Here is a 22,482-nt window from a genome sequence, read left to right on the forward strand (position 1 = left end):
GAATCAAAAGGGTATGAAGGTTCCAGCTCCCTGCGTGCACTTTTCCACACCAGTTGTGGAAAAGTGCACGCAGGGAGCTGGAACCTTTTAAGATTGAAACTCTTTTGAAAAAGCGCCATTCTTTAATTCAGGGGAATCATCTTGGCGAAACTTCGTAATTACAATTGGCGCGTGATTAAAGGGGCCGTCATTGGCGTGGATGAGGCGGGTCGCGGGTGTCTGGCGGGACCGGTCTACGCGGGTGCAGTCATCGTTCCCATCGATTTAAAAATTCCTGGTCTGACCGATTCTAAACTTTTAAATTCCGAGAAGCGGAGTGAGCTCTTTGAAGTCATCCAAGAGAAATGCCTGTGGTCCTGCGGGATTGCAACGGCTCAAGAGATCGAAAGGATAAATATCCTGCAAGCCTCCTTGCTCGCGATGAAGCGAGCCGTGGAGGGCTTGCAGCGCGAGGCTCAATTAATTTTGGTCGACGGGAAGTTTAAGATTCCTGGAGTTCAATTCCCGCAAGAAGCTTTGATTAAAGGTGAATTGCGAGCGATGCCGATTGCCGCCGCTTCAATTGTTGCAAAGGTGATGCGCGATCGCAGATTAATGGAACTCGCTCAACAATACCCACAGTATGGTTTCGAAATTCACAAAGGTTATGCAACGGAACTGCATCGCCAGAAAATTGCAGAGCATGGGCCCTGTGCAGAGCATAGAGTCACTTTTGCTGGCGTACGCGAGCACGTCCGCCTCGCACCTTCGCCAAGCCCTGCTTTGTGAAATTGAAGCCGCCCAATTTCTTTTGGGCGAGGGATATTCATTGCTCTATCATCGTCGAAAAATTTGTCACGTGGAGGTCGATCTCATCGTAACTAAAGACGGTGTTGTGACTCTGGTCGAAGTCAAAACTCTTGCAAGTTTTGATCATCTCTCGCACCGACTTTCGGCTTCGCAGAAGCAACGACTCCTCAGGGCTCGAGCGTGGTTCGAAAACTACTACCGAGTCCCCACGGAGCTGAGCCTTGTGGTCGTGCCTTCGGATCTTGGAGGGATTCAGAGCTTCTTGGTAACATAATAATTCTAAGGCTTTTCTTTTTCCTCACATTCCTATTTTTCTAGTGTTAGATTTTAGGCGAATCCTATGCAATTTTTAGCCAAAGCCTTTCCTGAGCAAAAAGACGAACTCCTGCGCGAGATCCAGCAGCGCGGTGGCCATGTCGTGCAAGAGTATACCGAGTTTGTCGTTTACTCTGGCTTTAAAGAACGCCCTCTCTGGGCGCAGTTTGTGGGCGCTGATCCCTACCTTCACAAGTTTGAATCCATCTCCGACGGAGCAGAGCATTTGCTCTCGATGCAAAAGCGTTGGTGTTCGTTGTCGTCGCGAGAGCACCGTCGCGCCGAACTGATTCAAGAAAAAGTCTTCCGCTATAAAATTCCTCAATTTAAATTTTTACAAGACATTCCTGAGCAAAGCTGGGGCTTCTGGAGTTTGATTGAAAAAAATGAGATGGTGGTCTGCCGGAAGATCGATACACCAGTCCCCCTCGGAGAGTTTCAGTTTGTAGAAACAAAAGAGCCGCCGTCACGGGCGTATCTCAAATTGTGGGAAGCCATCACTCGATGGAAAGTAGGTCCGAACGCCGGCGAATACGTTGTGGATCTTGGCGCCTGTCCTGGAGGTTGGACATGGGTCCTCGCGCAGATGGACTGTAAGGTAACGGCGGTCGATAAAGCGGCGCTGGATCCCAAAGTCATGGCCATGGATAATGTTACTTATCTCAAAAAAGATGCGTTCAAAATGACCGAGGTCGAACTCGGAAATCCTCAGTGGATATTTAGCGATATTATCTGTTATCCCAAAGATCTGTATGACTTGGTGATGACCTGGCGTGAGCGCGGGGTCAAAAACTTTATTTGCACTCTTAAATTTAAAGGGGAGACGGACTGGGAGTCGATTCGTAAATTCGAAAAGATTCCGGGTGGAAAATTAGTCCACCTGTGCGCCAACAAACACGAGTTGACGTTTATTAGCTTCCAAAAAGAAAATTAAAGCCCACCTTCGTACCGAAGTTGTCAGCATCGAGAACCTTAAAGAGATCCAAATTAAAGTTCCAACAACGCCCCGGAGGCGTCAGCGCGGTACTAATCAACCAGCTCTTAAATTCAGACTCAACAAATGAGTATTGAATATTGCCTGAGATTGTAATGTAGGAAACATTGGCCCCGGCACTTAAGAAGGCGCTCTCACGACGCTCATTAAACTTAACATCGATAGGGCGAGCGGGGATATTGAGATAGTTGGAATAGATCACTTCGGCAAAGGTCGCTTCGGTCAAAGAGGTTCTCAGTCTCGTTGTGACGTTGGTCACCTTGTGATTAGGAAATGTGAAAGTCTCGGTGATACTGTCGATGCCTCTCCAGCGCACGGAAGTGAACGTACGAATATCTTGCCATGGAATTCCATTGGGTTTATCGGCCTCTTGCATGTCGTAGGCTTGAGAGACTCGAAAGAGAAAAGCTTGATCGTAACTATTCCATTCGTTCTTAGTCACAATGCGGTTGGAGATCGCTAAGTTCAATAGTCTTCGTCCAATCACGCGATCTTCGTAATCAAATTGTAAGCCTCGTCCCGCGAGAGTGAGATCCTGATTCTGTAGAGGCTGCGTCTCTAGGAAGAACGGAATCTGATCCTGACTACCGAAGAAAGGGTGATTGGTCTGATTCAGTTGAGGAATAGCTTGAAAGCTCAGTTCCGGAATGATCGAGTGTCGAAAGGACGTCTTTCCTTCGGTCGTGTAAACACGGCTAAATTCGGTGGATGTGTTTACGCCGTAGGTGGCATAACTACGGCGAGGAAAAATATCAAATTCGTCCACAATGGGAGGGGTCGTCGCGGGATTCAGATCCGATTGAGCTCCTAAAAGATATTGCGTGTGGCGATAAGATAAGAAGGGTGTAAAGTCCACTCGATTGCCAAAAAGCCGAAACGTCGCGTACAAGTGAGGCTGTAAATCTAAACGCTGACCGGTACGAACCTTGTCATTATTGGGATTAAAAATTCCGTTACTGAGATTAGCGCTGTAGGAGCCATCCGGTTGAAGTGTATCGAAACCATTTCCGGAGCGGGCCAGGTTAATGTATTGCGAATCGAATTTAAAATACAAAGGGAACGATTGGAAAAGTCTCTTGTCGGTGATGGAAAAACGAATCTCCGGTAAGCGATGGACCGAGTTTTCCTTACTCTCGTCGATCGAGTTCTGAATCAAGCTGAGATAATAACTTGTATCTAAGCTCAAGTGATATCCAGCATGATTCTTAGTGATCGAGGTTCGCGTGTCGAGAGCGGATTCACCGACGAAGTTAAAGTGGTATTGGAAATCTTTGACGTAGTCCACATCCGAAGTCAGGTTCACGGTAGTGCGCTGGATGTAGTCATTTGGTAAATCGAAATAGTGAGAATAGGTGGTGAACCATCGCGTTCGATTGCCGCTGACTTTATCCCTAAGCCAACCTCCATTGAATTCTCCGCTGGATTTTTCCGAGAGCATGTAGCGATAGTTTGTGAGCAACTGAACTCCTCGTCGCGAGAGATAGCGAGGAGTGAGCGTTAAATCCTGACTGCGATTGATGGCCCAAAAGAAAGGGAGATCCAAAGAGAGTCCATCTCGATTGGTTTGTCCAAAAGATGGGGTCAATACGCCCGTTTGTCTCTCGTTTTTAAGAGGTACGATAAGGTAGGGCATATAGAGTGTGGGAAACTCAAGAAAGTTCAGCCATGGGTTGGAGATAAAGGCATAACCCTCCATCGTGGCATCGATACGATCTGCAGTGAAACTCCACGAGGTGGGACATGTGGTACAGCTCGTGAGATACGCATCATTTACTATAAATTTATCGGGCCCGGTTTTTTCGATGTACTCGCCCTGCAAGAGAATTTGCCCGGAGAGGATCACGCCACCGTAGATGTGACCTTTTTCATTCTCAAAATTATAAACGATTTTATCGGCTTGAATGGTCGATTTGCCGGACTTCATTAAAACATTGCCGACCGCGATGACTTCGTTTTTGGACCACAATACGATCGCCTCGTTGCAAGAAATGTAGTTTTGATCGAACACCACCTGGACATTGTCTCGCAAAATGGAAATGCCTTTTTCGTTATCTCTCTCCATAAAATCGGCATTAATCAGGATCTTCTGACTGGGATTCTTGGTCAGCGACGGTGCACCGTGTGCGGAGCTGAGTAAAATGACTGAAAAAAGGAATGAGAGTAGGGCCTTCATGAAGTGACACAAGCGTACCTAATTTATGAGGTTTTGGGTATAAACGTCGTCGCCCGACGCGCAGCTTTTAGTTCGCTGAGAGGATAAATTTTTTAAAATGAAGGTTGGGTGTTCTTTCCACCTTTGCTCAATTTATAATCAGACAGGACCAAGCCTAGTCTAGACTTTCTCAAATTGAGACACCCAGCTCGAATTAAGACCATAGTAAAGTGGAGGGCGCTGGTTTTTTTGAAAACGCGCACCAGAATGATATACTGTGATTTATCCGGGGGGAAATAATGCAAGCTAAAGTGAACCATAAGAATGGTGTTGTTGTCGTTAATCTTAAAGGTTTTATTGATTTCGAAACGGCTCAGCCTTTTCGAGATGCCTGCATGAAGTCTTTTAATAAATCGGGAAAAAAAGTTGTCTTTAATCTTGAAGGCTTAAATTTTGTGGGTTCCAACGGAATTCTTCCGTTCGTCGAAACGTTAAATGACATCTGCGATCAGAACAATATCGAAGTCAAATTCTGCAAAGTCAGTTCGGAATTCCAGAAAATCTTTAAAGCTAGTCCGCTTCGCGACGTCGAAATCTACACCGACGAACAAGGCGCTATCAGCGCACTTCAAAAATCAGAGCCCCAGGTTTCTTAAAGACATAGTCCAAACCATTTACTGCTTTCGTCGTAAGTGAAGAAGTGGTTTGTGGCACTTCACCGTCCCTCGCATTCACATCCAACGATGAGTTTGAGCGGATCTATCCATCCATGAGAGGGTTGTCGTCTTGGCGTCCGGTCAAGCCGAACTAAGCCAGATTTTCTATTTTGATCTCATCCCCAAAAAAATCTCACACAAACAGAAAGCCCAAGGGGCAAGGATGCCCCGCGCGTAAGGCCTCCACGGAAGGAGACATCGAGAATAATTCCTAGGGACCACTGTCGCTAGGAGATTCAACTAGGGTTCCATGTCGTGATTTTGCAAAAGGAACTTTTTAAAGTATTCGTCTTCGGTTCCGGTGGCGGCGATCTTATGATGCAGTTGGAGCGCGAGCTCGCGGTTGAGTTTGTTAAGAGCGGTATTTTTTGTTTTCTCTTTTTCGAATTCGCCCTGAAGTTTGTACCAAAGATTTTGCAGGTTTTCGACTTGCTTTTCGAGTTCGTTGTTGTCTCGTTGTAAAGACGCCGCTGTGGCTTCCAAAGTTTGGAGTTGAGTGCCCGCGTGATGTCTTTCCTGGGTGATGGCCTTATAGGCCGCACGCAGGTTTTGGAGCTCTTGGTTTTGTTGAGCTAATGTCTGATGGATCTCCTTCACGGCGTGCTCTTTTTCGCGCTCTTTGACGATCAAAGCGTTTTCTAACTCGGCTTTTTCTTCAATGACCTTCTGGTTGAAATCGACCTGAGTTTTTAACTTTTTAATGGTTTCTTCTAAAGCGGTAATACCATCGGTTTTAGCTGTGAGCTGATTTTTAAGAGCTAAGAGGTCCTCTTCCTTGCGTTGAATATAGGTGCAGAGTTCGTCGATTTTGCTCTTAAAATAATTGTTTTCGTCGCGAATTTTAATATTTTCCTGCTCGAGAGGAATGAGTTTTTTCAGTTCCGTGATCTGCGCATTCAGATCTGTCATCATCTTGTTGGCTTCGGATTCCTTTTTTTGCCCCAGCGCAAAAGTCTCGTTATAGCGGAGCTCTAAAAGGCTCAATTCTCGATTTGAAGATTCAAGTTGAGTTTGGAGATCGCGCACCTTTTCCGATTGAGTTTGATCCTTCTCAATGAAGATTTCGTTTTGCTGTTGAAGGGTTTGCATCTGTTTTTCAAGCTGAACGGTTTTGTCTTCGAAATCTAAAGCACGTCGCTCAAGGACCGCGTTTCTGCGGATTTGCACCTTGAGGCGAGCCATGAGATCTTCAGTTTGAGACAGCAAAGTCTCTACCGTGGCGGAGTGAATCACACTCAATGGAACTTTGGATAAGTCGGGAGGTTCTGGAATTTGGGAAGGTAAAGGAATAGGTACAAATTCGTTCTTTTCAAACTCGGTCTCAGTCATAGATCCTCCGTGATAATGACTTGTACTGATCGAATGACCAGTAGGAATATTGTGTCAGGCCTTAAGGCGGTGTGTCTATAAGTAATTCTTTCTGCTGACGCGGCTCTTAAATTTTCTCCGTAAATCGCCGATAAGTGACCGATGGCGAATGTTTTATTGACCAAAGAAACACAAAAAGGAACGACAAAGGGTTCAGGAAAAAAACTCTTGGCCTTTAAAAACCTTGAGAAAAGACTGGAAGAACTTCTTAACGAAGAGGGCCCCAAGTCTCGAGTTTCCTTTGGCTTTATGGTTTTAAACTGTGTTGTTCAGGGGAACTATGAGCGGGCTCTCTCCGAGCTCGACAGCACGGCGATGGGAATTGAGGGTTATCCGGAATTCACGGAGAAATCTTCGCGCTACATCGAGCACGCTAAAAGTCTAGTGCTCGCCATTAAAACTAAAAAAGAGATTGGCCTTTCTCCGCACATCAATAAATCCAAACAAAAAGAGCTCGGCGATCGCATCGCCGAGCATTTTATGGATTTAAAAAAATGCATCATCATCATCGAAAAAATAGAAAAAGGAATTCGCGCCAAGGATTTGGGATCCTCAGTATATATTATTGTATCGCTTTATTTTAGCGTGGTCGGGCTGTTTGTCGCTTGCTTGGTTGCATATCTATGGCCAGAGATCAAAGATCTACCTTGGGATAGTATTCAAGAATACTTCTGGCCCGAGTAGATTACTTCACATCTTCTAAAAGCACTTCACCATGAATCGCCTGCAGAATTGATAAATTCGCAGCGCCTTTTGTTAATCTTTTATTAATGAAAATTGTAGGAGTGGAATTGATTTTTAAAGTTTTCGAAGCGTATTCTTTTTGTTTCACCATCGCTTCATAGGTTTGAGGATCTTTAAGACAAGAAACGATTTTTTCACCATCTAGGAACCGAGAGCGAACAACTTCGGCGAGAACGGGGCTTAAACCCTCTTTAGCGAGATCAGATACGGGGTCCTTGTAAAGCAGCGCTTGGCGATGAAAAAGAGCTTCGTTAGTTTCATAACCGCTCCCTTGTTGATTGGCGCAGTACGAGAACAGCGCCAGTTCGCAACTTTTTCCATAGGATCCATTCACTTTTTCGCAGCCATCCAATGGGAAGGCTTGAAATATAAATTCGACGTCGGGGTTCCCCTTGAGGAAGGTATCGATCTTTGCAGACGCCACCATGCAGTGACCGCAGAGGAAATCGGCGTACTCAATAATTTGCATCTTAGCTCCCTCAGCGCCCTTACGGATAGGGGAGAAGACTTCGATTTGAGTTTCGGGTGTTTGTTTCCATGTGCTAATGATCAGGTCGTACATTTCGCGAGCTTCCCGATTCTCGTATTTATTAATCGAGATTTTGCCGGAGGCGAAACTCAATGCAAAAACGATAAATCCAACGATCGCGAGTGAGCGATAGGCCGCCGGTGTAAATATATTTTTGCGTGGGAAAATCATGAGCGCCGAAATGATAGAAAGAAACGAAAGAACATAAGCGGCCGTACAGAAGGGGCAAAGAGTTTTTAATATGACAAGCGAAATGGTGGCCATCACTATACTGGCAAGCACAGCGATACCCGTTAAGCTAAGAACAATAGTTCCGTCGTTAGAACGAGCTTCGTCGGAAGAGCTAAGGAGGAAGTACTTCAGGGTAAAAAACAAAGCGACCAGTGCCGTCATAATCCCGAAAAATGCGATGGGGATTCCAAACAATTCGGAGTAGCTACTCGAAATCGCAGCGTTACAGTTGATAGTGCTCGAGACGTTACACATCTGATCGCCAGCTTCCATACTGTATTTGGTCACCAAATGCAGGCGAGCAAGATAGAAGTGAACTCCCGCAGCAAGGGCGAGACTGATTATTAAAGTAAGACTTGAAGGGTTGGTAATTTTTGTTGTACGCATGCTCTCTCTTTTCTAATCTTGATACTGTGACACTAAAGAACAGCTTACGGCTTCGTCAAGAAATTCTAAATAAAATCAAAAGTCAGGTGCAGCTTTATCTGACTGAGGAGCCTAAAGATCTTCGGCGTTACGCACTTGCCTATAAAAAGAACATAGAGCGAACCCGTTGGCAGCTGTCCGACACCGAGGAACTTCAGGATCAAATTCAAGGAGTCGACATTGTCTATGGAGGAGATTTTCATGCGTTTTCGCAGGCTCAGCGAGTCCATCTCAGGCTTCTAAGGACAATCTCCGAGCAAAGGAAAGTTTGGCTTTGCCTCGAGTGTTTCACTTCCAACGCTCAGAGAAACATCGATAGCTATTTGAAGGGTAATATTAGCGAGGAACTATTTCTTAAAAAAGCTCAGTGGAGTAGCTCTTGGGGGTTTCCGTGGGAGCACTATAAGCCACTTTTTGATCTGGTAAAAAAGCAGGGGGGAGAGTGTCGCGGGCTCAATATTATTTTTAGCCAACGCACCGGCAAATCCTTGCGCGCACGAGATCTTCATGCGGCGAAGATTTTAGCGAAGGTGCTTCGGGAAAAAGCCCCGGAAGACTTGGTCTATGTTGTTTATGGCGACCTTCATGTGGCCAAAGAGCACTTGCCTAAAGATGTCGACCGACTGACGAAGTCTAAATTTAAAGGACTTACGGTCTTTCTCAATCCTGAAAAAATTTATTTCCAATTAATCAAGAAGGGCTTAGATCGCTCGGGGACCGTGCTCAAGTTTAACTCGCGAGAGTATTGCGTCGTCGATTCTCCGCCTTGGGTCAAATGGCAGAGCTATCTTCTGTTTCTTGAAGAAACTCTCGATAAGTCCATCGATGAGGAAGATCGACATTTTAATTATGCCGAAACTGTGTCCTCCCTGATGAGGCTCATGACCTCGGATCTCGGTGTTGATCATAAAAAAGCGGATTCTATTGAGCACGTCTACTCCTTTAATGATGAGGAATTTCTTGATTTGTTGGCTGACAAACTCGGGCGTGATGAGTTTTCCTTAGCCGAAAAAATCGTAGCCGCAGACGTGAGTTTTTATTGGCGCGAAACCGGTACTGCTTATTTAGCGAGGGGAACTGTGAATTATGCGTCTCATTTGGCGGGACTCATTGTGCACGGCGGATTAAGTCGACGAGATCAAAATTTTTGGGATTTGCCGAAAGATTTCACTCGCCAGATCTGGATAGAAGCCATGGCTTTCTTTTTAAGTAAAACCGTTAATCCTCACCGCAAAGCCCTTAATTTGAATGACTTAAAAAAACAGCTAGCGGCCTTCTCGCCTCGTGATTCGGGGGAAGAATCGCTGAAAATTGCCTTAGATCAGAAAATGTATGAACTCGTTGCGACCTATGGAAGGGCGAACGAGAAGCGAAGATTACGTGCAAAACAAACCGTGAGTTACCTTAAGGCAGCGCAAATTCTTGGGGCGATTCTGGGTGAAAAAGTATTTACGAACTATCGAGCTGGACGTTTGTCCCGATCCAAGATCATGGAATGGCTCAGTTCTCCTGTGAATCAGGAAAATTTCGACACTTTCTATTATCAACGGGTCAAAGATCTTGATAGCATGGAACTAGGAGATCCCCATGCAAGACAGTAAGTGGTATTACGAAAGCTTTGGCGCTGCCAAAGGTCCGATGACTTCTCAAGAACTGATCCTTAAATTGAACAAGGGTGAGCTCACTTTGGTGAGTCTTGTTTTTAAGGAAGGTGAGGGGCAGTGGTATCCGCTTGAACACTTTACCGAGATCACAGAACAGCTCGGAAAGAATGATGTTAAGGTCGATGCGGAATGGGTGGTCCTGCGAAGTCACGAAGTGGACGGTAAGCAGAGTTTTGAGCAAGTGGGGCCGTTCAATGCGGAGCAAATTCTACAGCTGATCGAAAACGGTAAAATAAAATTTAGTGATCATGTTTGGCGTGACGGGTTTAAAGCATGGGTTCCTCTTGGAAAGATTGATGAGTTTGAAAAACCTTTGACGTCGTCTGTGGAAGTGGATCTTTCGCTCTATCAGTTGCCGAAACACGAGATCATCAATTCTTCGCCAGCCCCGATTAAAAAGTTTTCGCCAGCGACCATTGAGGAAACGGAGCCAGAGCAGATCCCAGAAGAAGCGAAAGGCGAAGATCTCGCTCAACCGAGTTGGATTCTTAAGCGAAAGCCGAAAGTTGAAATCTTAGAAGAGCCGACCCAACAAGATCCTCTGCTTCAAAAGAAAAAAGAGAAAGAGGCTGCCGCTCGAAAGGCGGAGCAAGAGGCGGTGGATAATGAATTCCAGGCCAAGCAAGCTGCCGCTGCGTCCAAAGAAGCTCAGCGAAGAGAAAAAGCCGAAAAAGAGCGTTTAAAGCAAGAGGCTTCCGAAAAAGAAGCTCAAGCCCAAAAAGAGATTCTCGAAAAAGAGGCCCGAGCTCGGGCGGCCAGAGAAGCTGCGAAAGAAAAAGAGGTTCAAGAAAAGTTGGCCATGGAAAAAGCCGCGAAGGAGAGCGAAGCCGCAATGATCGCGGCTGCAGTAAAACTTGCGGCGGAGAAAGAGGCGGCCGACGCCAGTGCCGAAAAGTTAAAATCCACTGCGCAGATCAAGGCAGAGGAGGCCGAAGCCGCCGCTGCAGTTAAAGCGCGAGAGGTTGCACGCAAATCGAAAGAGGAAACTGTCACAAACGCTCCGATGATGACGGAGAAGCCCAAGCGAGACTCTTCCAAAGATAAAGTTGTGGTGGATATTCCCACCGCGGACAAGCTTGAAAAGATGTCGAGATTGTGGAACCAGGTCGCCACAGGCCTAAGCGTCGCCCTGGTGGTTGCCGGAGTTATGGTTTTCGGTGTTTTCGCTAAAAATAAGTTTTCTAAATCCAGAAACTCAGTGGCAACAGAGGAGATTTACCCCGATGTGCCAGTGGAGTCGCAGCAGGCCACAAATCAGTTACCCCCGCCCAGTGAGGGTCTGCCTCCACCCGTTCCTGCAGAGCCCCAAGTTCAGAACCCATCTCCTTCAGCGGGCACCGTGGCTCAACAGCCGACGTCGACCCCTTCGCCGGTCACTGCCAAAACTTCCGGTGAGGATCTCATGGCCAACGAAAATTTAAAGAGAGACCCAGAAGCTGAGGATGTCTCTAAACTCGGAATAAAAGAGCGCTCATACTATTTTAATCGCGATCAAAAGTTAATTTATTACACATCCCTTAAAGGTGTAAAGTTCGCAGCAAGCATAGAAGCCGTTTACAAAAAGCAGAGGAATGCAGACTCCTGGAATGCAGAATTTAAGAAGTGGAAGACTCAGGTGAAAGCCGGTATTCCGCAGGATCTCAAGCGGACAAGCTTTAAAGGGGATTACATGTTTCCTGACACCATGACGGCGTTGAAAAATAATTTTAAAGAAATGCTTCGCCGGGGTGAAGAAATGAACGGTAGCCTGGTCGGAGGTCGAGGCCCTAGCCGCGACCTAAATATGGCTGACGTGATCGGAAAATTTAGAGATATTAGCGAAAAAGCAAAGAAGCTCAATCCCTAAAGAAATCAGTGGAATTTAAGAGCTAAACCCTTAAGCTTATTTGAGCTTTTACCGATAAAATGGGTATGAGTTCGAGAGTGATTGCCATCGTATGTTCTTTTATCACACTGGTGTGTTGCTTTGCGCTTTGGCGTGGAGAACTTGCATTCGCAACGCGTGCAGGAATTGAGAATCGTTTAAAAATGGCTTCGCGCAATGCCACCGAAGAAAAAATTAAGCGATTGAGTTTGCAAGCCCGCTTTAAAGATTTTCAACAGAATGTTGCTCTTTATATTCCCAGAGACAAGCATAATAAAGTCGAAATCGAAGCCAGGGAACTTGCGAGTGTTATTCCTCATTCTTCGTTTCCTAAAAGTGAAGAATCACTTTCACGTATGGCTCTCAAGAGCGGCAAAGAGCTTTTTTTAGATAAAAAATACGAGCAGTCGATTCAGCCTTTGACCGATTTAATTTCGAAATATCCCGAGTCGGTTTCTAGTCTCGAAGCTTCTTACTATCTCGTGAAGGCATTTTACGAGACGAAAAACAAACAGGAATCGATGGAATGGGCCGAGAGAATGATCCGGCAATTCCCAGAAAGTATTTGGACGGCGAAATCCATGATTTTACTTGCGGATATTTATCGCGAGCAAGATCGTCGTAATGAGGCCTTGGATACTTATCAAATTGTGATGTCGTCTTTCGACGAAGCGGATATTCGCGATGAGGTTAAAAAGAAAATGGCAGAGATGGGTTTATAATGAGACCGTTCTTTGGCCTCCTCTTTTTGGTTTTGCTTCTTCAAAATTCTGCTTTCGCAAATTACAGTTCCATGCCTAAGGGATGTCTTAAGCAGCCGCTGCACGACGGTGAGATCTGCAAAGTCTTATCACATGATAAAGTGATGGTTCCTTGGGTAAAGAACAAATTCTATACTTCACCGAAAACTCTTTTAGAGATTCAAAAGGACCATATTTTTTTAGGATATGGTTATGTTTGGTTTCATTTTGATCAGCCCGTAGAAATTCGTACCCCCTATGGAAATGTGATGCCGACAGGATCTGGCGAAGTTTGGGTCGAGGTTAAAAATGATCACGCGATGATTCGCGCTCTAGGGGACAATCTTTTAGTCACCGGTAAGGGGAGCGAAAGTTCGCAACTTCTCGTCAAAGGTTTCGAAATGAAGCTAGGTACTGTGTCCTATGCGACAGGCGCTGCCCATCAGACAATTCCCACTTCAATTTCAATGGAGGATCATCTCCAGTCTTTAGACCGAGTATTTCCCTACGATGACATGGATTTTAAAGCGACCGTAAATCAATTGGCCCACGTCTTAACTAAAGCCTCGGCTCAAGCTTCGCAGCTTCACCAAAAGATCGTTGAGCGAAAAATTGCGAGCGAAAAAGAGCGCATGCAAAAGGCCGAGTTTAATGCTGAACTTAGGTCGCGCCTCGAGAAGTACTTTCGTCGCATATATCGTCAAAAAAACAGTCTAGAATAGCCCTCCTATGATATTCTTAAAAGGAGCTTTATTTCCGCTTAAATACTGGAATACAGCGTCTTTTTCATGGAGGAAAAAGTGTCATCGATCAATGGTAATGATCCGTACGACGAGTTAAAGAAGCTTCGTGAATACTATCAAAAGCGCGAAGAAGAAACTAAAACGAATCACACCAAAGAAAAAGAAAAGCTCTCTTCGGCCCACAAAACTGAAGTTAAGAAAATCAGTGAGCAGAATGCACAACGCGAGGCCGAACGACGTGATGAGACGAAAACTGCCATCAGTAAAAATGATATGCGCTACACGCGAGATGTCGAAAAGATGAAGCAGCTTCATAGCAAGCAAATTAAAGATCAACTTTCGCGTCAAGCCATCGAAGAGAAAAACTACAAGAAAGCCTACGAGGACAATAGCGAGCGCAATGAGGGAATGTACAAAAGTAAATTGAGTGAACGAGAGAGAGCTCACGCCAAAGCCCTCGAAAGTCAGCAGGATACGACCGCAGAGACCATGACTCGCTACCAGCAAAAAACGAAACAAGAGATGGATGAGATGCGAGCTCGACATCAAAACGAAACTTCGAACAAAAAAGACGTCGTTAGAAAAACACTGCACGAAGAAAAGGCAAAGGTCGTTAATGAGTACGATGACTATCGCGCGTTTAAAGAGCAGGAGATTAAAAAGCAAGAGCGAAAAAAAGAACATGAGATCAGTAGTCTCCGCGAGGATTATCAGCAGCAGTTGATGCGGAAAGATCGACTTACCCAAGAGAAGCTCGATGAGATGCGTGAGCTGAGCCAAGAGGGTGTAGCGCGTGAGAAGCAGCAACATATGAAAGCGCTCGAAAAAGAACGTAAGGCACTCGAAAAAGCTCGCGAAGATCTCGAGATTGGTCGTAATGCAAAACAGATCGATCATTTGCAATATAAGATTCAAGATCTTCAAGACAAGAACATTCGGGATATTCAGAAGAGTGAGAGAGCAAAGAATCGTGAAATCGAAAACGTCAAGATTGCTTATCAAGATAATGTCGATCTATTAACCGAGCAGCGCTCCGCAAACCTAAAAACACATAATGAAATTCGCGCCAATCAATCCGAGTTGACTCGGCAACAGGCTGAAGCGCGTGTGAAAGACGCACACGATTACTTTAAGCAGAAGATGGATCAAGAGTCGGACCATCACGACGCCAATGTGGCGCGCCTCGAACGTAAAATGAGTAAAGACAATCAGCATAAACATGCCATGTCCGATATGAGATTTAAAAAAGTTCAGGAAGATTATGCTCGTGATCGTGCAGAACTTGAACGTGCTCATGGGAGAAACGTCGCAAGTTTGCGCGAAGAGTTTAAACGAGTGATCGAAAATGAACGGGGTGAGCATTTCCAAGAGCGTGATACGATGAGAAAGCATTACGAAAACCAATTTGGGGAAATGCAAATAAAACATCAAAGCGAAATGGATAAAATGCGATCTCAATACGAATCCTCCGTGGCTCAATTGAGAAACGAATATGCCGACCATCTCAATGAAATCCATAACAAGGGCCAAGCGAAGTTAACTGAGCAGGCTCGCATGAAAGATTCCGAAACGGAAAACCGACAAGCTCAGTTTGAATATCGCCTAAAAAAAATTGAGCAGTCCTACAATGAAAATCTAAAGCGTCTCAACTCGAGGCAGGAAGAGAACGTTAAGCTCCTAAACTCAACTCCTTCTAAAGGGAAGTACGCGTGAAGAAACGTTTAGGAAAAGGTTTTCTCTTATGTTTACTTTTTAGTGGCGTTAGCGTCGCATTTGCGAGTATTTTTAATCAGAGGCCAAGTCGCGGTCCCAGTCGAACTCATGATGGATATGATTATCCAACAGCCCATGGAACTCCGGTTCCTTCGCGCAGCGCGGGAACGGTGAGCCTTGTCGGATCTCGTCCTGGTTATGGTAAAACCGTAGCGGTGGACAAGGGACGTTGTCGCGAAATTTATGCTCACTTTAGCTCGATGAGCGTTTCCCCCGGGCAGCGTGTGTCCCCTGGAACTATTCTTGGCTTAGCTGGCCGTACTGGACGGGTGTCGTTGTCTCAAAGCACCGCGGTTGTTCATTACGAGTCGTGCAGTCCACTTTATCCTCTCGGAGGAGAAGTTCGAGGTTCTGGAACTCGTGGACGGAGAGGCCAGCCGTCTCAACAGGGCGGTTACGACCACATGCTGAGGGACACAACAACGACGGGCCAATAGGAAAAGGATGAATATGATTCTAGCTTTGTTATTATCTTTATCGATCGCTTCGGCAAAACAAAAAGCGGACCGTGTGTACACGCCTCGGGCCGGTGAAACTTCAATTCAGGCGATTCTTCGCAAATGCGTTGAGACCGAGCAGGCACGGATTTTAAAAGAAAAACTTCACAAAGAGAGCGCCGTGGGAGCGGCCGATATTTGTCGGTGCATCACCGACAATTTACAGAAAAATGTTCCCGAGGAACAACTCTATATCATAGCGAAGTACGAGGCTGGATTTCGCGTCATCGACGATATTCGTCGCATCGAAGGGGCCCAGGTCCTTTTTGATTTTGATGAAGGTGTTCGCACAAATTGCCGTAAGGACGTGAATCACGTGGCGCAGATTGAAGACGCGAATGAGACTCCGGGGAATGATCGCCGGCCCAATTCTAAGAAGAAGTAAAACGTACGCCGGTTCGATTCCCAAACGCAAAAGGCCATAAAACATTAGGTGTTTTATGGCCTTTTGCGTTTGGGAATCGAACCGGCGGAAAGTGGATGCCGTAACTTTTCCTTACTGGTTTTGGCGCCAAACGTTTTTCTTCATAATGTAGAAGAAGTCTTTGTACGTCGGCTGGATGATCGAGCGTGGAGCTTTTTCACCTTGCCCGCTGACGCTTTCTCCGGCCATGGAGGAGTGCAGAGTCTCAATATCAAATAATCCTCGGTCGTTCCGTGTGAAGAGAGCCGCATACGCAAAACGAGGAGAGTTCATATCCAGATGAATCGCATTTTTGCACTGATAGGACTGCAAGACGCGAGTCATCGCACTCGGGGAGTGTCCTGAGAAATAACTAATAAGAAGGAAGCGACGTCCATTGTTTTCGACGATACATGCCGCAGTTCTTGGAGTTCTCAGTTGAGCATCGGCGTTTCCAGACCAGTTCCCGGCGCCCCAATTATTGACGTAGCGACCTGGAACTCCGTCTTCAATGAGAGGCACTCCGTTTTGGCGAATGTCTTTGATCTTATCGAGATTGGCGTTGTCAGCTAAGGTCCACGTTTTAATGTCGACGGTGCCGTCTTTATAAGTAATTAACGAAGATAGGTTGGGAACGATGGTGCTCATGATCACACCTTTTTCCATCACACCGTAATGGTGCCCTTTATTAAACGATGTCAAATCACCGCTCTTAAAGGCTGCGTGTTTGCGCTGGAATCCTCCCGCAAAAGTCCCAATGACTGCCGGAAGATCCTTGGGGTTAAGAACACCAGGAAACGCCAATGGTGCGAGCGTATTGAAGCCATCAGGACCGTTTCTGTCGTCATTTCCGCGACGAATTCCCGATGGGCGAGGAGACCAGCCTGTGCCAGGATGCTCAGAACCATTATCAAAAGCCACGAGGTACTTCGAAAGATCCATGGCCATAAACACGGCGAGAGCACCGCTTTCTCCGCGGGAATTGCTGCCAGATCCATCTAGAGAACTGACGCGCTCGGGGTAAGATCTAAGAATGTCCTCTTTCACGAGATTGGGGCGCATGACGCTCACGTAAACGTTTTCGTAATTCTTGGCCTCGTACCACTGACCAGCCACCATAGACTGATTGTCTTCTTTGCTCTTTACAGAGAGACCGTGATTTTTAATGGCAACACGACTGCTCACTAATGCTGCGGTAGGGGCTTCGGCTCCGGCGTGGGAATCGGTCGCGTTTTTATCTTCCGTTCCAAAAACCTGATCGGCCTCGTTGTATTGATTCTCTTTCACCCAATCGAGAAACGACTCACCGATGCCACCTGTGCTGCGAATGCCGTTCACAAGATTTTCGAACGTCGAGCGATTCCCGTCCTGTTGAGTTTTAACAGAAAGTCGGAATTCGCAGATCATCGTGTAGGGGCTACGGGTGCGAACCGCCTTATCAAAGTCACCGTCGGTGACCTGAGTTCCGAGAACGTTACAGTTTTGTTCGCCCTCTTTTGTTGTTATCGTCAGCTCGCCGTTGTTGGCTAAGGTTATTTTTTGAGACGAAGGTAAATTGTTTTCGAAATTATAAATGTACTCTTGTCTTCCAAATTTAGCTTTAAGAATAAACCAGGAGTTGATTTCTTTATTCAGACTAATGAGTTGGACATCAGCTGTTTTGCCGGGAGCCAAAGTTACAGTTTTTGTGATTGTCTCAGAAAAAGTTTGAAAGGCTACGACATCTGGGGCCGTTCTCCAGTTTTCAATTCTCTGATTTCCCTGTGCATTTGCAGCTAGCGAAAATAGAACTGCAGACAAAATTGTAGTGATCATGACACTCCCTCTTTATTTAAAGATTTAGCGGGAACCTAAGCCAGTGAGTGATTTATGACAACAGACGGTAAGACTGTGGAATTTTTTATGAAAATGTGGAAAAAAATTTCAAAAGGACGCTTTGATCTGCCTCTCATTGCTGCGACCTGCTACCTCCACACTCAATATACAAAGGGAAAGAAAAGAGGGTCTCGTGGGGTCTTTTAAACACTTACGCATCTTTATACTGATGCTGGCGCTTTCGCTAGGTTCATTGGCAACGGCGCAAGCCAATATCTGTTTAGACTTATTTGCCCATTCAAGATGGGTCTCCAACAAGTCCTCGCACGCGTTCCTCAGAGTTGAATATCCGACCTACAGCGCGCCCGAGCGGGCTCAACAGGTTTTTGATAACTACAATGACTCTCTTCAGTTGGTGGGCCAACTTGGGGCGACTTCGGATTCCCCCGCATTGACCATCGTTATTCCAGCTTACAAGGAAGCGGCTCGTTTACCTCGAAGTGTCCAGCGGATTAAAGATTTTTTTGAGGTATTTCCATTTCCCGTGGAAGTTATGATTCGTATCGAAAAATCGCCTGACAACACGGTTGAGGTGACCCAGCAAGCGGTGGGGCAAAGTCCAATTTTTAAAGTCTTTCCCCATCCTGTCCAGCGCGGGAAGGGATATGCCGTGAAGCAAGGAATGCTCGAAGCGAACGGCGCCTACATTCTTTTTATGGATGCCGATCTTTCTACGCCACTTCCTGAAGTCTTTAATATCTTAGCCAGCGCCTACAAGAACCAAAATGTGGATGTTTTTATCGGTGATCGACACCATAAGGAGAGTGATGTCACTCAAAAACAGTCGTTTCGCCGGCAAGTGATTGGCTCCGTATTTCGTTTTATAACGACCACCACACTATCTACAGTGGGTCTTAAAGGGATTTGCGATACTCAGTGCGGATTTAAGATGTTCTCGGCTCCGGCGGCGCAAAAAGTTTTTAATCTGATCGAAACCAACGGGTTTGCCTTCGATGTGGAAGCGCTGATGTTGTCCTCACGACTTGGCTTCGAAGTGATGCCCATTCCCATCCAGTGGGTGGACGACGCCCGCTCGACGGTCAATCCCATCGTCGACGCCCCGAAAATGTTGATAGATACAATTAAAATGCATCGAAGAATTCGCAATCGAACTTTTGAAGGAAATGAAAATGAATAAAATAATTCTCGGTCTGGTATTGCTCGTCGGCGCTTCCGGCGATGTCGTCGCTAAAGAAAGCGAAGCGTTTGTGAATAAAGTGAGTGAAGCTCATGCGCTAACGCCCACGCAAACGCAGTCGCTAAAGGTGATCATCACCACAGAGCCCTCCCTCACCCGAAATATTGGGACCGAGGATCTCGAGGCGGTCCAAGGGACTAATAACTCTTGGCATCCTGTCAGTCGAGCGACCTGTATCGAAAAAGTGATCAAAACGGGAATCGTTCAGCAGAATCCCGAATTCGAGAAAATTTGCAAGCGCAAGTGGATGTCTCCGGTGCCGGGGTCTGATGGCAAAATCTCTTCTGCAAAGGTGTGTATTGATCAATTCGAATTTCCTAATATTCCTTGTGAATATCCTGTAGTGTGGACGCCCGCGTCCTCGGCGAAAAAGATTTGTGAATCCATCGGCAAGCGAGTCTGTAATTCCCATGAGTGGGAAGGCGCATGTGCGGGGTCTACGGACGAAAAAAATCCTTATCGCTTTGATCTTGCGGATCTCAAACAAAGACGGAGCGCCTATAATAACTCTCGCCAGGTGATCTGGGCGTTTTCTCACGATCCCGCTTTAGCTCATATTCAGGACACCCGTGAGCTCTGCGGTGTGTACTCTGCCAACGATCCTGACTTTGCGGACTACTTGAAGAACGGAAAAGCGAGTGAATACTTCAACTCCATCGGAAAATCCAACACGTGTCACAAAAAACCGTCGGACTACGCCACTTGCGGGACGAACACATGGCCTGCTGGTTTTAAGCATCGCTGTAAGAGTTTTTACGATGTTTACGATATGCATGGGAACGTGGCGGAGGTGACAAACTTTCCAAGATCCCCGGGCGGCCTTGCGACCGTCGGAAACACCGACCGCACAGAACGCAAAGGTTCGTTCTTCGTGACCCGAGTGGGTGGGGGAATGAAGTACCCCGATGATTGCCGAGTAAGACAGCCCTACGAGCATTTTAATGACTACGCTACAGATAAGCACTCTTACTATCAAGAGGGATTTCGCTGCTGCTCCGACATTAAATAAATTAAATTTAAAGATGATTAAAAATAAAAAAAAGGCAACAGGGTTGCCTTTTTTTTTATTTTTAATCAAAGACGAAAACCTGGCTTACTTTTGGAACCAGCCGGCTCCGTATTTGCCACTGATACAGTAAGGCACCGAAGTGTGTAAGTGGTTCTTGTGATTTTTATCTTCCTTACCAATAGTTCCGGCATTTTTCACATTCGGACATTTGTTAAAGTCCCGAAGAGTTTCTGACCAACACTTTCTAAAGGCATTAAAATAGGCGGTGTTGGCTGAGCCCGCAAACACGAAGTTCTTCACTTTACCGCCAACGAGTTTGACTTCCATGGATTTGATATCAATAGCACGATTTTCGGCGTGTAAGCTTTTAGGAGAATGTCGTGGGTCACCCGTGATTCCGGCGTGGACGATATGGTAGTCGGCCATTTTTCCACCACCTTGGGCTGCGAGGCCGCGGTTCACGCACTTGTGCATATGGGTCATCATAAATGTTTTCAGGATTTGAGAAATTTTGCGAGTGTTGGCGCATTTATACCCACTATAATTTCCAGTCACATCATCGAGACATTCTTTCCAGATGGTTTGAGGGAACTTATACTTATAAGCTTTGCCAACGATTTCATTTTCGAGTTGTTCCTGCTCGAAGGCTTCTTCTTGCTCAGGTGATAATACATGGAGATCAGATTCTTCAGCCTCAGAAAGAATCTCGTCCGTCGTGGAGGCGAGAGTCGTCTGATCTATGGGGTCATTCCCATTCTTACCACAGGCGACCGCAAGGAGAACAACCGGAATCAGATAGATGAATTTCATAATAGACCTCTTGTTGGTTACAAGACTTTCATCGACGGAGAGAGGTCTAGGATTTAATCCATAGTGTTCAGGACTTTTATACGAGCTATAAGCACTATTCCAAGGAGGAAACTGGACGTTTCGAAAAAAAATTGAACACTAAAGTAAAAAATGAGGGCCAGGTGCTAGACCATCTCATGCACTGAATTTTAGATATTTTGTTAAAAGAATCGACAAGATTTCAGGCCCGTCATCCTCAGCGAACGCAAAGGATGACATCTCATTAAAACTTCATCTCTTTAAGTTGAGGGGAGACGACCACGGGTGCGCCTGTTCCCTTGATGATGTCGTCGACAGAAACGTCGGGGGCTTTTTCAAGCAAAATAAATTTGCGATCTTTAATCGAAAAAACGCCAAAATCGCTCACCACCATATCGATGCAATTGATGCCGGTAAGGGGGAGGGTGCACTTGTCTAAAAGTTTCTTATCGCCGGAGCGATCCATGTGTTGCATGGCCACGATCACGCGGCGAGCGCCGGCCACGAGGTCCATCGCGCCGCCCATGCCTTTGACCATTTTACCTGGGACCATCCAGTTCGCGATAGATCCTTCAGCGTCCACTTGCATAGCACCGAGAACGGTCAGATTGACATGACCCCCACGAATCATCTCAAAACTTTCGGAAGACGAGAAGTAGCTGGCTCCAGGAACTGCAGTCACTGTTTGTTTTCCGGCATTGATTAAGTCAGGATCGACTTCGTTTTCTTTGGGAAAAGGACCAATCCCTAAAAGTCCGTTTTCGCTCTGTAACATAACGCTCATGTGTTTAGGAATGTAGTTCGCCACAAGCGTGGGAATACCGATTCCTAAATTCACCACAAAACCATCTTCGATCTCTTGAGCCACTCGTTGAGCCAATTGTTCTTTAGTTAAAGGCATACAAATTCCTACTTTGAAACTGTTCGTTGTTCGATGCGTTTTTCGTACTTTTCACCCTTGATAATTCTTTGGACAAAAATTCCAGGGGTGTGAACTTGGTCTGGATCGATATCACCATAGTCGACGATCTCTTCTACTTCGACGATTGTTACTTTTCCCGCAGAGGCCATCATGGGATTAAAGTTTCGAGCGGTTTTACGGAAGACCAGATTCCCAAAAGGATCAGCCTTCCACGCTTTGATTAAAGCAAAGTCGCCGCGAATTCCGCGTTCCATCACGTATTTTCGTCCATCAAATTCGCGCACTTCTTTTCCTTCGGCAACGAGAGTTCCCACTCCCGTCGGCGTGAAAAAAGCGGGGATACCAGCTCCTCCGGCGCGCAGTCGTTCCGCGAGAGTGCCTTGAGGCGTGAGTTCCACCTCGAGCTCTTGACTCAAAAACTGACGCTCGAATTCCTTGTTCTCACCCACGTAGCTTGAGATCATTTTTTTGATCTGACGAGTCTCCAACAGCATTCCCAGTCCAAAGCCATCGACTCCGGCGTTGTTGGACACGCAAGTGAGCCCCTTGGCCCCCGAGTTTTTTAAGGCCAATATTAAGTTTTCGGGAATTCCGCAGAGACCAAATCCCCCGACGAGCAAGGTCATGTTGTCTTGAATTCCTTCAATTGCTTTTTCTGCTGAAGGATAGACTTTATTGATCATAATATCTCCGTCCGACTTA

General features: G+C 46.1%; 21 protein-coding genes. 14 read left to right on the top strand and 7 right to left on the bottom strand.

Going from position 1 to position 22,482, the window contains the following annotated elements; translation table 11 throughout:
• Window positions 1–195 precede the first annotated feature (195 nt).
• The 3 genes from K2Q26_05175 (at window position 196) to K2Q26_05185 (ending at window position 2,038) form a co-directional block, all read left to right on the top strand.
• Window positions 196–768, top strand: coding sequence for a ribonuclease HII (locus tag K2Q26_05175; GenBank protein ID MBY0314887.1), 573 nt, complete (start codon window positions 196–198; stop codon window positions 766–768).
• Between the two features lie 22 nt (window positions 769–790).
• Entirely contained in the window at window positions 791–1,063 is a 273-nt protein-coding gene (locus K2Q26_05180) for a YraN family protein (protein ID MBY0314888.1), read from the top strand.
• 66 nt (window positions 1,064–1,129) lie between these two features.
• Window positions 1,130–2,038 (top strand): hypothetical protein, encoded by a 909-nt coding sequence (locus K2Q26_05185; GenBank protein MBY0314889.1) that lies wholly within the window; start codon window positions 1,130–1,132, stop codon window positions 2,036–2,038.
• Here the strand turns inward: K2Q26_05185 and lptD are convergent.
• Window positions 2,016–4,271, bottom strand: coding sequence for an LPS assembly protein LptD (gene lptD / locus K2Q26_05190; protein MBY0314890.1), 2,256 nt, complete (start codon window positions 4,269–4,271; stop codon window positions 2,016–2,018). The two genes, K2Q26_05185 and lptD, sit on opposite strands and share 23 nt — an antisense overlap.
• Before the next feature lie 278 nt (window positions 4,272–4,549).
• On the opposite strand from lptD, the gene K2Q26_05195 reads away from it, so the two are divergent.
• Complete coding sequence (locus K2Q26_05195; GenBank protein ID MBY0314891.1) at window positions 4,550–4,906, top strand: STAS domain-containing protein; 357 nt, start codon at window positions 4,550–4,552, stop codon at window positions 4,904–4,906.
• 300 nt (window positions 4,907–5,206) lie between these two features.
• On the opposite strand, the gene K2Q26_05200 is transcribed toward K2Q26_05195, so the two are convergent.
• Entirely contained in the window at window positions 5,207–6,295 is a 1,089-nt protein-coding gene (locus tag K2Q26_05200) for a hypothetical protein (protein MBY0314892.1), read from the bottom strand.
• A 141-nt stretch (window positions 6,296–6,436) separates the two neighbouring features.
• Between K2Q26_05200 and K2Q26_05205 the strand changes: the two genes are divergently transcribed.
• Window positions 6,437–7,018 carry a hypothetical protein gene (locus K2Q26_05205; GenBank protein MBY0314893.1) on the top strand — a complete coding sequence of 194 codons (582 nt, stop codon included), beginning with the start codon at window positions 6,437–6,439 and terminating at the stop codon, window positions 7,016–7,018.
• Between the two features lies 1 nt (window position 7,019).
• Here K2Q26_05205 and K2Q26_05210 read toward each other — a convergent pair whose 3' ends face one another.
• Window positions 7,020–8,225 carry a thioredoxin domain-containing protein gene (locus tag K2Q26_05210; GenBank protein MBY0314894.1) on the bottom strand — a complete coding sequence of 402 codons (1,206 nt, stop codon included), beginning with the start codon at window positions 8,223–8,225 and terminating at the stop codon, window positions 7,020–7,022.
• A 26-nt stretch (window positions 8,226–8,251) separates the two neighbouring features.
• Here K2Q26_05210 and K2Q26_05215 point away from each other — a divergent pair, with 26 nt between their 5' ends.
• The 7 genes from K2Q26_05215 to K2Q26_05245 all read left to right on the top strand — a co-directional run bounded on the left by K2Q26_05215 (window position 8,252) and on the right by K2Q26_05245 (window position 15,930).
• On the top strand, window positions 8,252–9,865 hold the full coding sequence (locus K2Q26_05215; GenBank protein MBY0314895.1) for a ChaN family lipoprotein: 1,614 nt from the start codon (window positions 8,252–8,254) through the stop codon (window positions 9,863–9,865).
• On the top strand, window positions 9,852–11,774 hold the full coding sequence (locus K2Q26_05220) for a GYF domain-containing protein (protein MBY0314896.1): 1,923 nt from the start codon (window positions 9,852–9,854) through the stop codon (window positions 11,772–11,774). Before K2Q26_05215 ends, K2Q26_05220 begins: the two co-directional genes overlap by 14 nt.
• Window positions 11,775–11,839: 65 nt before the next feature.
• On the top strand, window positions 11,840–12,514 hold the full coding sequence (gene bamD / locus K2Q26_05225) for an outer membrane protein assembly factor BamD (GenBank protein MBY0314897.1): 675 nt from the start codon (window positions 11,840–11,842) through the stop codon (window positions 12,512–12,514).
• Window positions 12,514–13,254: a hypothetical protein gene (locus tag K2Q26_05230; GenBank protein MBY0314898.1), complete on the top strand. Its 741-nt coding sequence runs from the start codon at window positions 12,514–12,516 to the stop codon at window positions 13,252–13,254. The genes bamD and K2Q26_05230 overlap by 1 nt, the downstream gene beginning before the upstream one ends.
• Before the next feature lie 78 nt (window positions 13,255–13,332).
• Window positions 13,333–14,988 (top strand): hypothetical protein, encoded by a 1,656-nt coding sequence (locus K2Q26_05235; protein ID MBY0314899.1) that lies wholly within the window; start codon window positions 13,333–13,335, stop codon window positions 14,986–14,988.
• Window positions 14,985–15,485: a M23 family metallopeptidase gene (locus K2Q26_05240; protein MBY0314900.1), complete on the top strand. Its 501-nt coding sequence runs from the start codon at window positions 14,985–14,987 to the stop codon at window positions 15,483–15,485. The genes K2Q26_05235 and K2Q26_05240 overlap by 4 nt, the downstream gene beginning before the upstream one ends.
• 7 nt (window positions 15,486–15,492) lie before the next feature.
• Window positions 15,493–15,930 (top strand): hypothetical protein, encoded by a 438-nt coding sequence (locus tag K2Q26_05245; GenBank protein MBY0314901.1) that lies wholly within the window; start codon window positions 15,493–15,495, stop codon window positions 15,928–15,930.
• Between the two features lie 111 nt (window positions 15,931–16,041).
• Here the strand turns inward: K2Q26_05245 and K2Q26_05250 are convergent, their stop codons facing one another.
• The gene (locus K2Q26_05250) at window positions 16,042–17,763 is read right to left on the bottom strand and encodes a hypothetical protein (protein ID MBY0314902.1); all 1,722 of its coding nucleotides are present in this window, start codon (window positions 17,761–17,763) and stop codon (window positions 16,042–16,044) included.
• Between the two features lie 193 nt (window positions 17,764–17,956).
• On the opposite strand from K2Q26_05250, the gene K2Q26_05255 reads away from it, so the two are divergent.
• Both K2Q26_05255 and K2Q26_05260 read left to right on the top strand, forming a co-directional pair.
• Window positions 17,957–18,961 carry a glycosyltransferase gene (locus tag K2Q26_05255; GenBank protein MBY0314903.1) on the top strand — a complete coding sequence of 335 codons (1,005 nt, stop codon included), beginning with the start codon at window positions 17,957–17,959 and terminating at the stop codon, window positions 18,959–18,961.
• Window positions 18,954–20,030, top strand: a complete 1,077-nt coding sequence (locus K2Q26_05260) for a hypothetical protein (GenBank protein ID MBY0314904.1) — start codon at window positions 18,954–18,956, stop codon at window positions 20,028–20,030. Before K2Q26_05255 ends, K2Q26_05260 begins: the two co-directional genes overlap by 8 nt.
• 84 nt (window positions 20,031–20,114) lie before the next feature.
• On the opposite strand, the gene K2Q26_05265 is transcribed toward K2Q26_05260, so the two are convergent.
• From K2Q26_05265 to K2Q26_05275, 3 genes are all read right to left on the bottom strand, one after another.
• A complete protein-coding gene (locus K2Q26_05265) occupies window positions 20,115–20,840 on the bottom strand; it encodes a hypothetical protein (GenBank protein MBY0314905.1) in 726 nt (241 codons plus the stop codon).
• Between the two features lie 262 nt (window positions 20,841–21,102).
• A complete protein-coding gene (locus K2Q26_05270) occupies window positions 21,103–21,759 on the bottom strand; it encodes a 3-oxoacid CoA-transferase subunit B (protein ID MBY0314906.1) in 657 nt (218 codons plus the stop codon).
• Window positions 21,760–21,767: 8 nt separating this feature from the next.
• Complete coding sequence (locus K2Q26_05275; GenBank protein MBY0314907.1) at window positions 21,768–22,463, bottom strand: CoA transferase subunit A; 696 nt, start codon at window positions 22,461–22,463, stop codon at window positions 21,768–21,770.
• Between the last annotated feature and the right edge of the window lie 19 nt (window positions 22,464–22,482).

This window comes from Bdellovibrionales bacterium (assembly GCA_019750295.1).
GTDB lineage: Bacteria > Bdellovibrionota > Bdellovibrionia > Bdellovibrionales > JAGQZY01 > JAIEOS01.

What these genes read in the sequence shown, in the direction of transcription:
- K2Q26_05185 (MBY0314889.1), top strand. Translation starts at nt 1,130, where the DNA reads ATGCAATTTTTAGCCAAAGCCTTTCCTGAGCAAAAAGACGAACTCCTG.
- lptD (MBY0314890.1), bottom strand. Translation starts at nt 4,271, where the DNA reads ATGAAGGCCCTACTCTCATTCCTTTTTTCAGTCATTTTACTCAGCTCC.
- K2Q26_05195 (MBY0314891.1), top strand. Translation starts at nt 4,550, where the DNA reads ATGCAAGCTAAAGTGAACCATAAGAATGGTGTTGTTGTCGTTAATCTT.
- K2Q26_05200 (MBY0314892.1), bottom strand. Translation starts at nt 6,295, where the DNA reads ATGACTGAGACCGAGTTTGAAAAGAACGAATTTGTACCTATTCCTTTA.
- K2Q26_05205 (MBY0314893.1), top strand. Translation starts at nt 6,437, where the DNA reads ATGGCGAATGTTTTATTGACCAAAGAAACACAAAAAGGAACGACAAAG.
- K2Q26_05210 (MBY0314894.1), bottom strand. Translation starts at nt 8,225, where the DNA reads ATGCGTACAACAAAAATTACCAACCCTTCAAGTCTTACTTTAATAATC.
- K2Q26_05220 (MBY0314896.1), top strand. Translation starts at nt 9,852, where the DNA reads ATGCAAGACAGTAAGTGGTATTACGAAAGCTTTGGCGCTGCCAAAGGT.
- bamD (MBY0314897.1), top strand. Translation starts at nt 11,840, where the DNA reads ATGAGTTCGAGAGTGATTGCCATCGTATGTTCTTTTATCACACTGGTG.
- K2Q26_05230 (MBY0314898.1), top strand. Translation starts at nt 12,514, where the DNA reads ATGAGACCGTTCTTTGGCCTCCTCTTTTTGGTTTTGCTTCTTCAAAAT.
- K2Q26_05245 (MBY0314901.1), top strand. Translation starts at nt 15,493, where the DNA reads ATGAATATGATTCTAGCTTTGTTATTATCTTTATCGATCGCTTCGGCA.
- K2Q26_05250 (MBY0314902.1), bottom strand. Translation starts at nt 17,763, where the DNA reads ATGATCACTACAATTTTGTCTGCAGTTCTATTTTCGCTAGCTGCAAAT.
- K2Q26_05260 (MBY0314904.1), top strand. Translation starts at nt 18,954, where the DNA reads ATGAATAAAATAATTCTCGGTCTGGTATTGCTCGTCGGCGCTTCCGGC.
- K2Q26_05265 (MBY0314905.1), bottom strand. Translation starts at nt 20,840, where the DNA reads ATGAAATTCATCTATCTGATTCCGGTTGTTCTCCTTGCGGTCGCCTGT.
- K2Q26_05270 (MBY0314906.1), bottom strand. Translation starts at nt 21,759, where the DNA reads ATGCCTTTAACTAAAGAACAATTGGCTCAACGAGTGGCTCAAGAGATC.
- K2Q26_05275 (MBY0314907.1), bottom strand. Translation starts at nt 22,463, where the DNA reads ATGATCAATAAAGTCTATCCTTCAGCAGAAAAAGCAATTGAAGGAATT.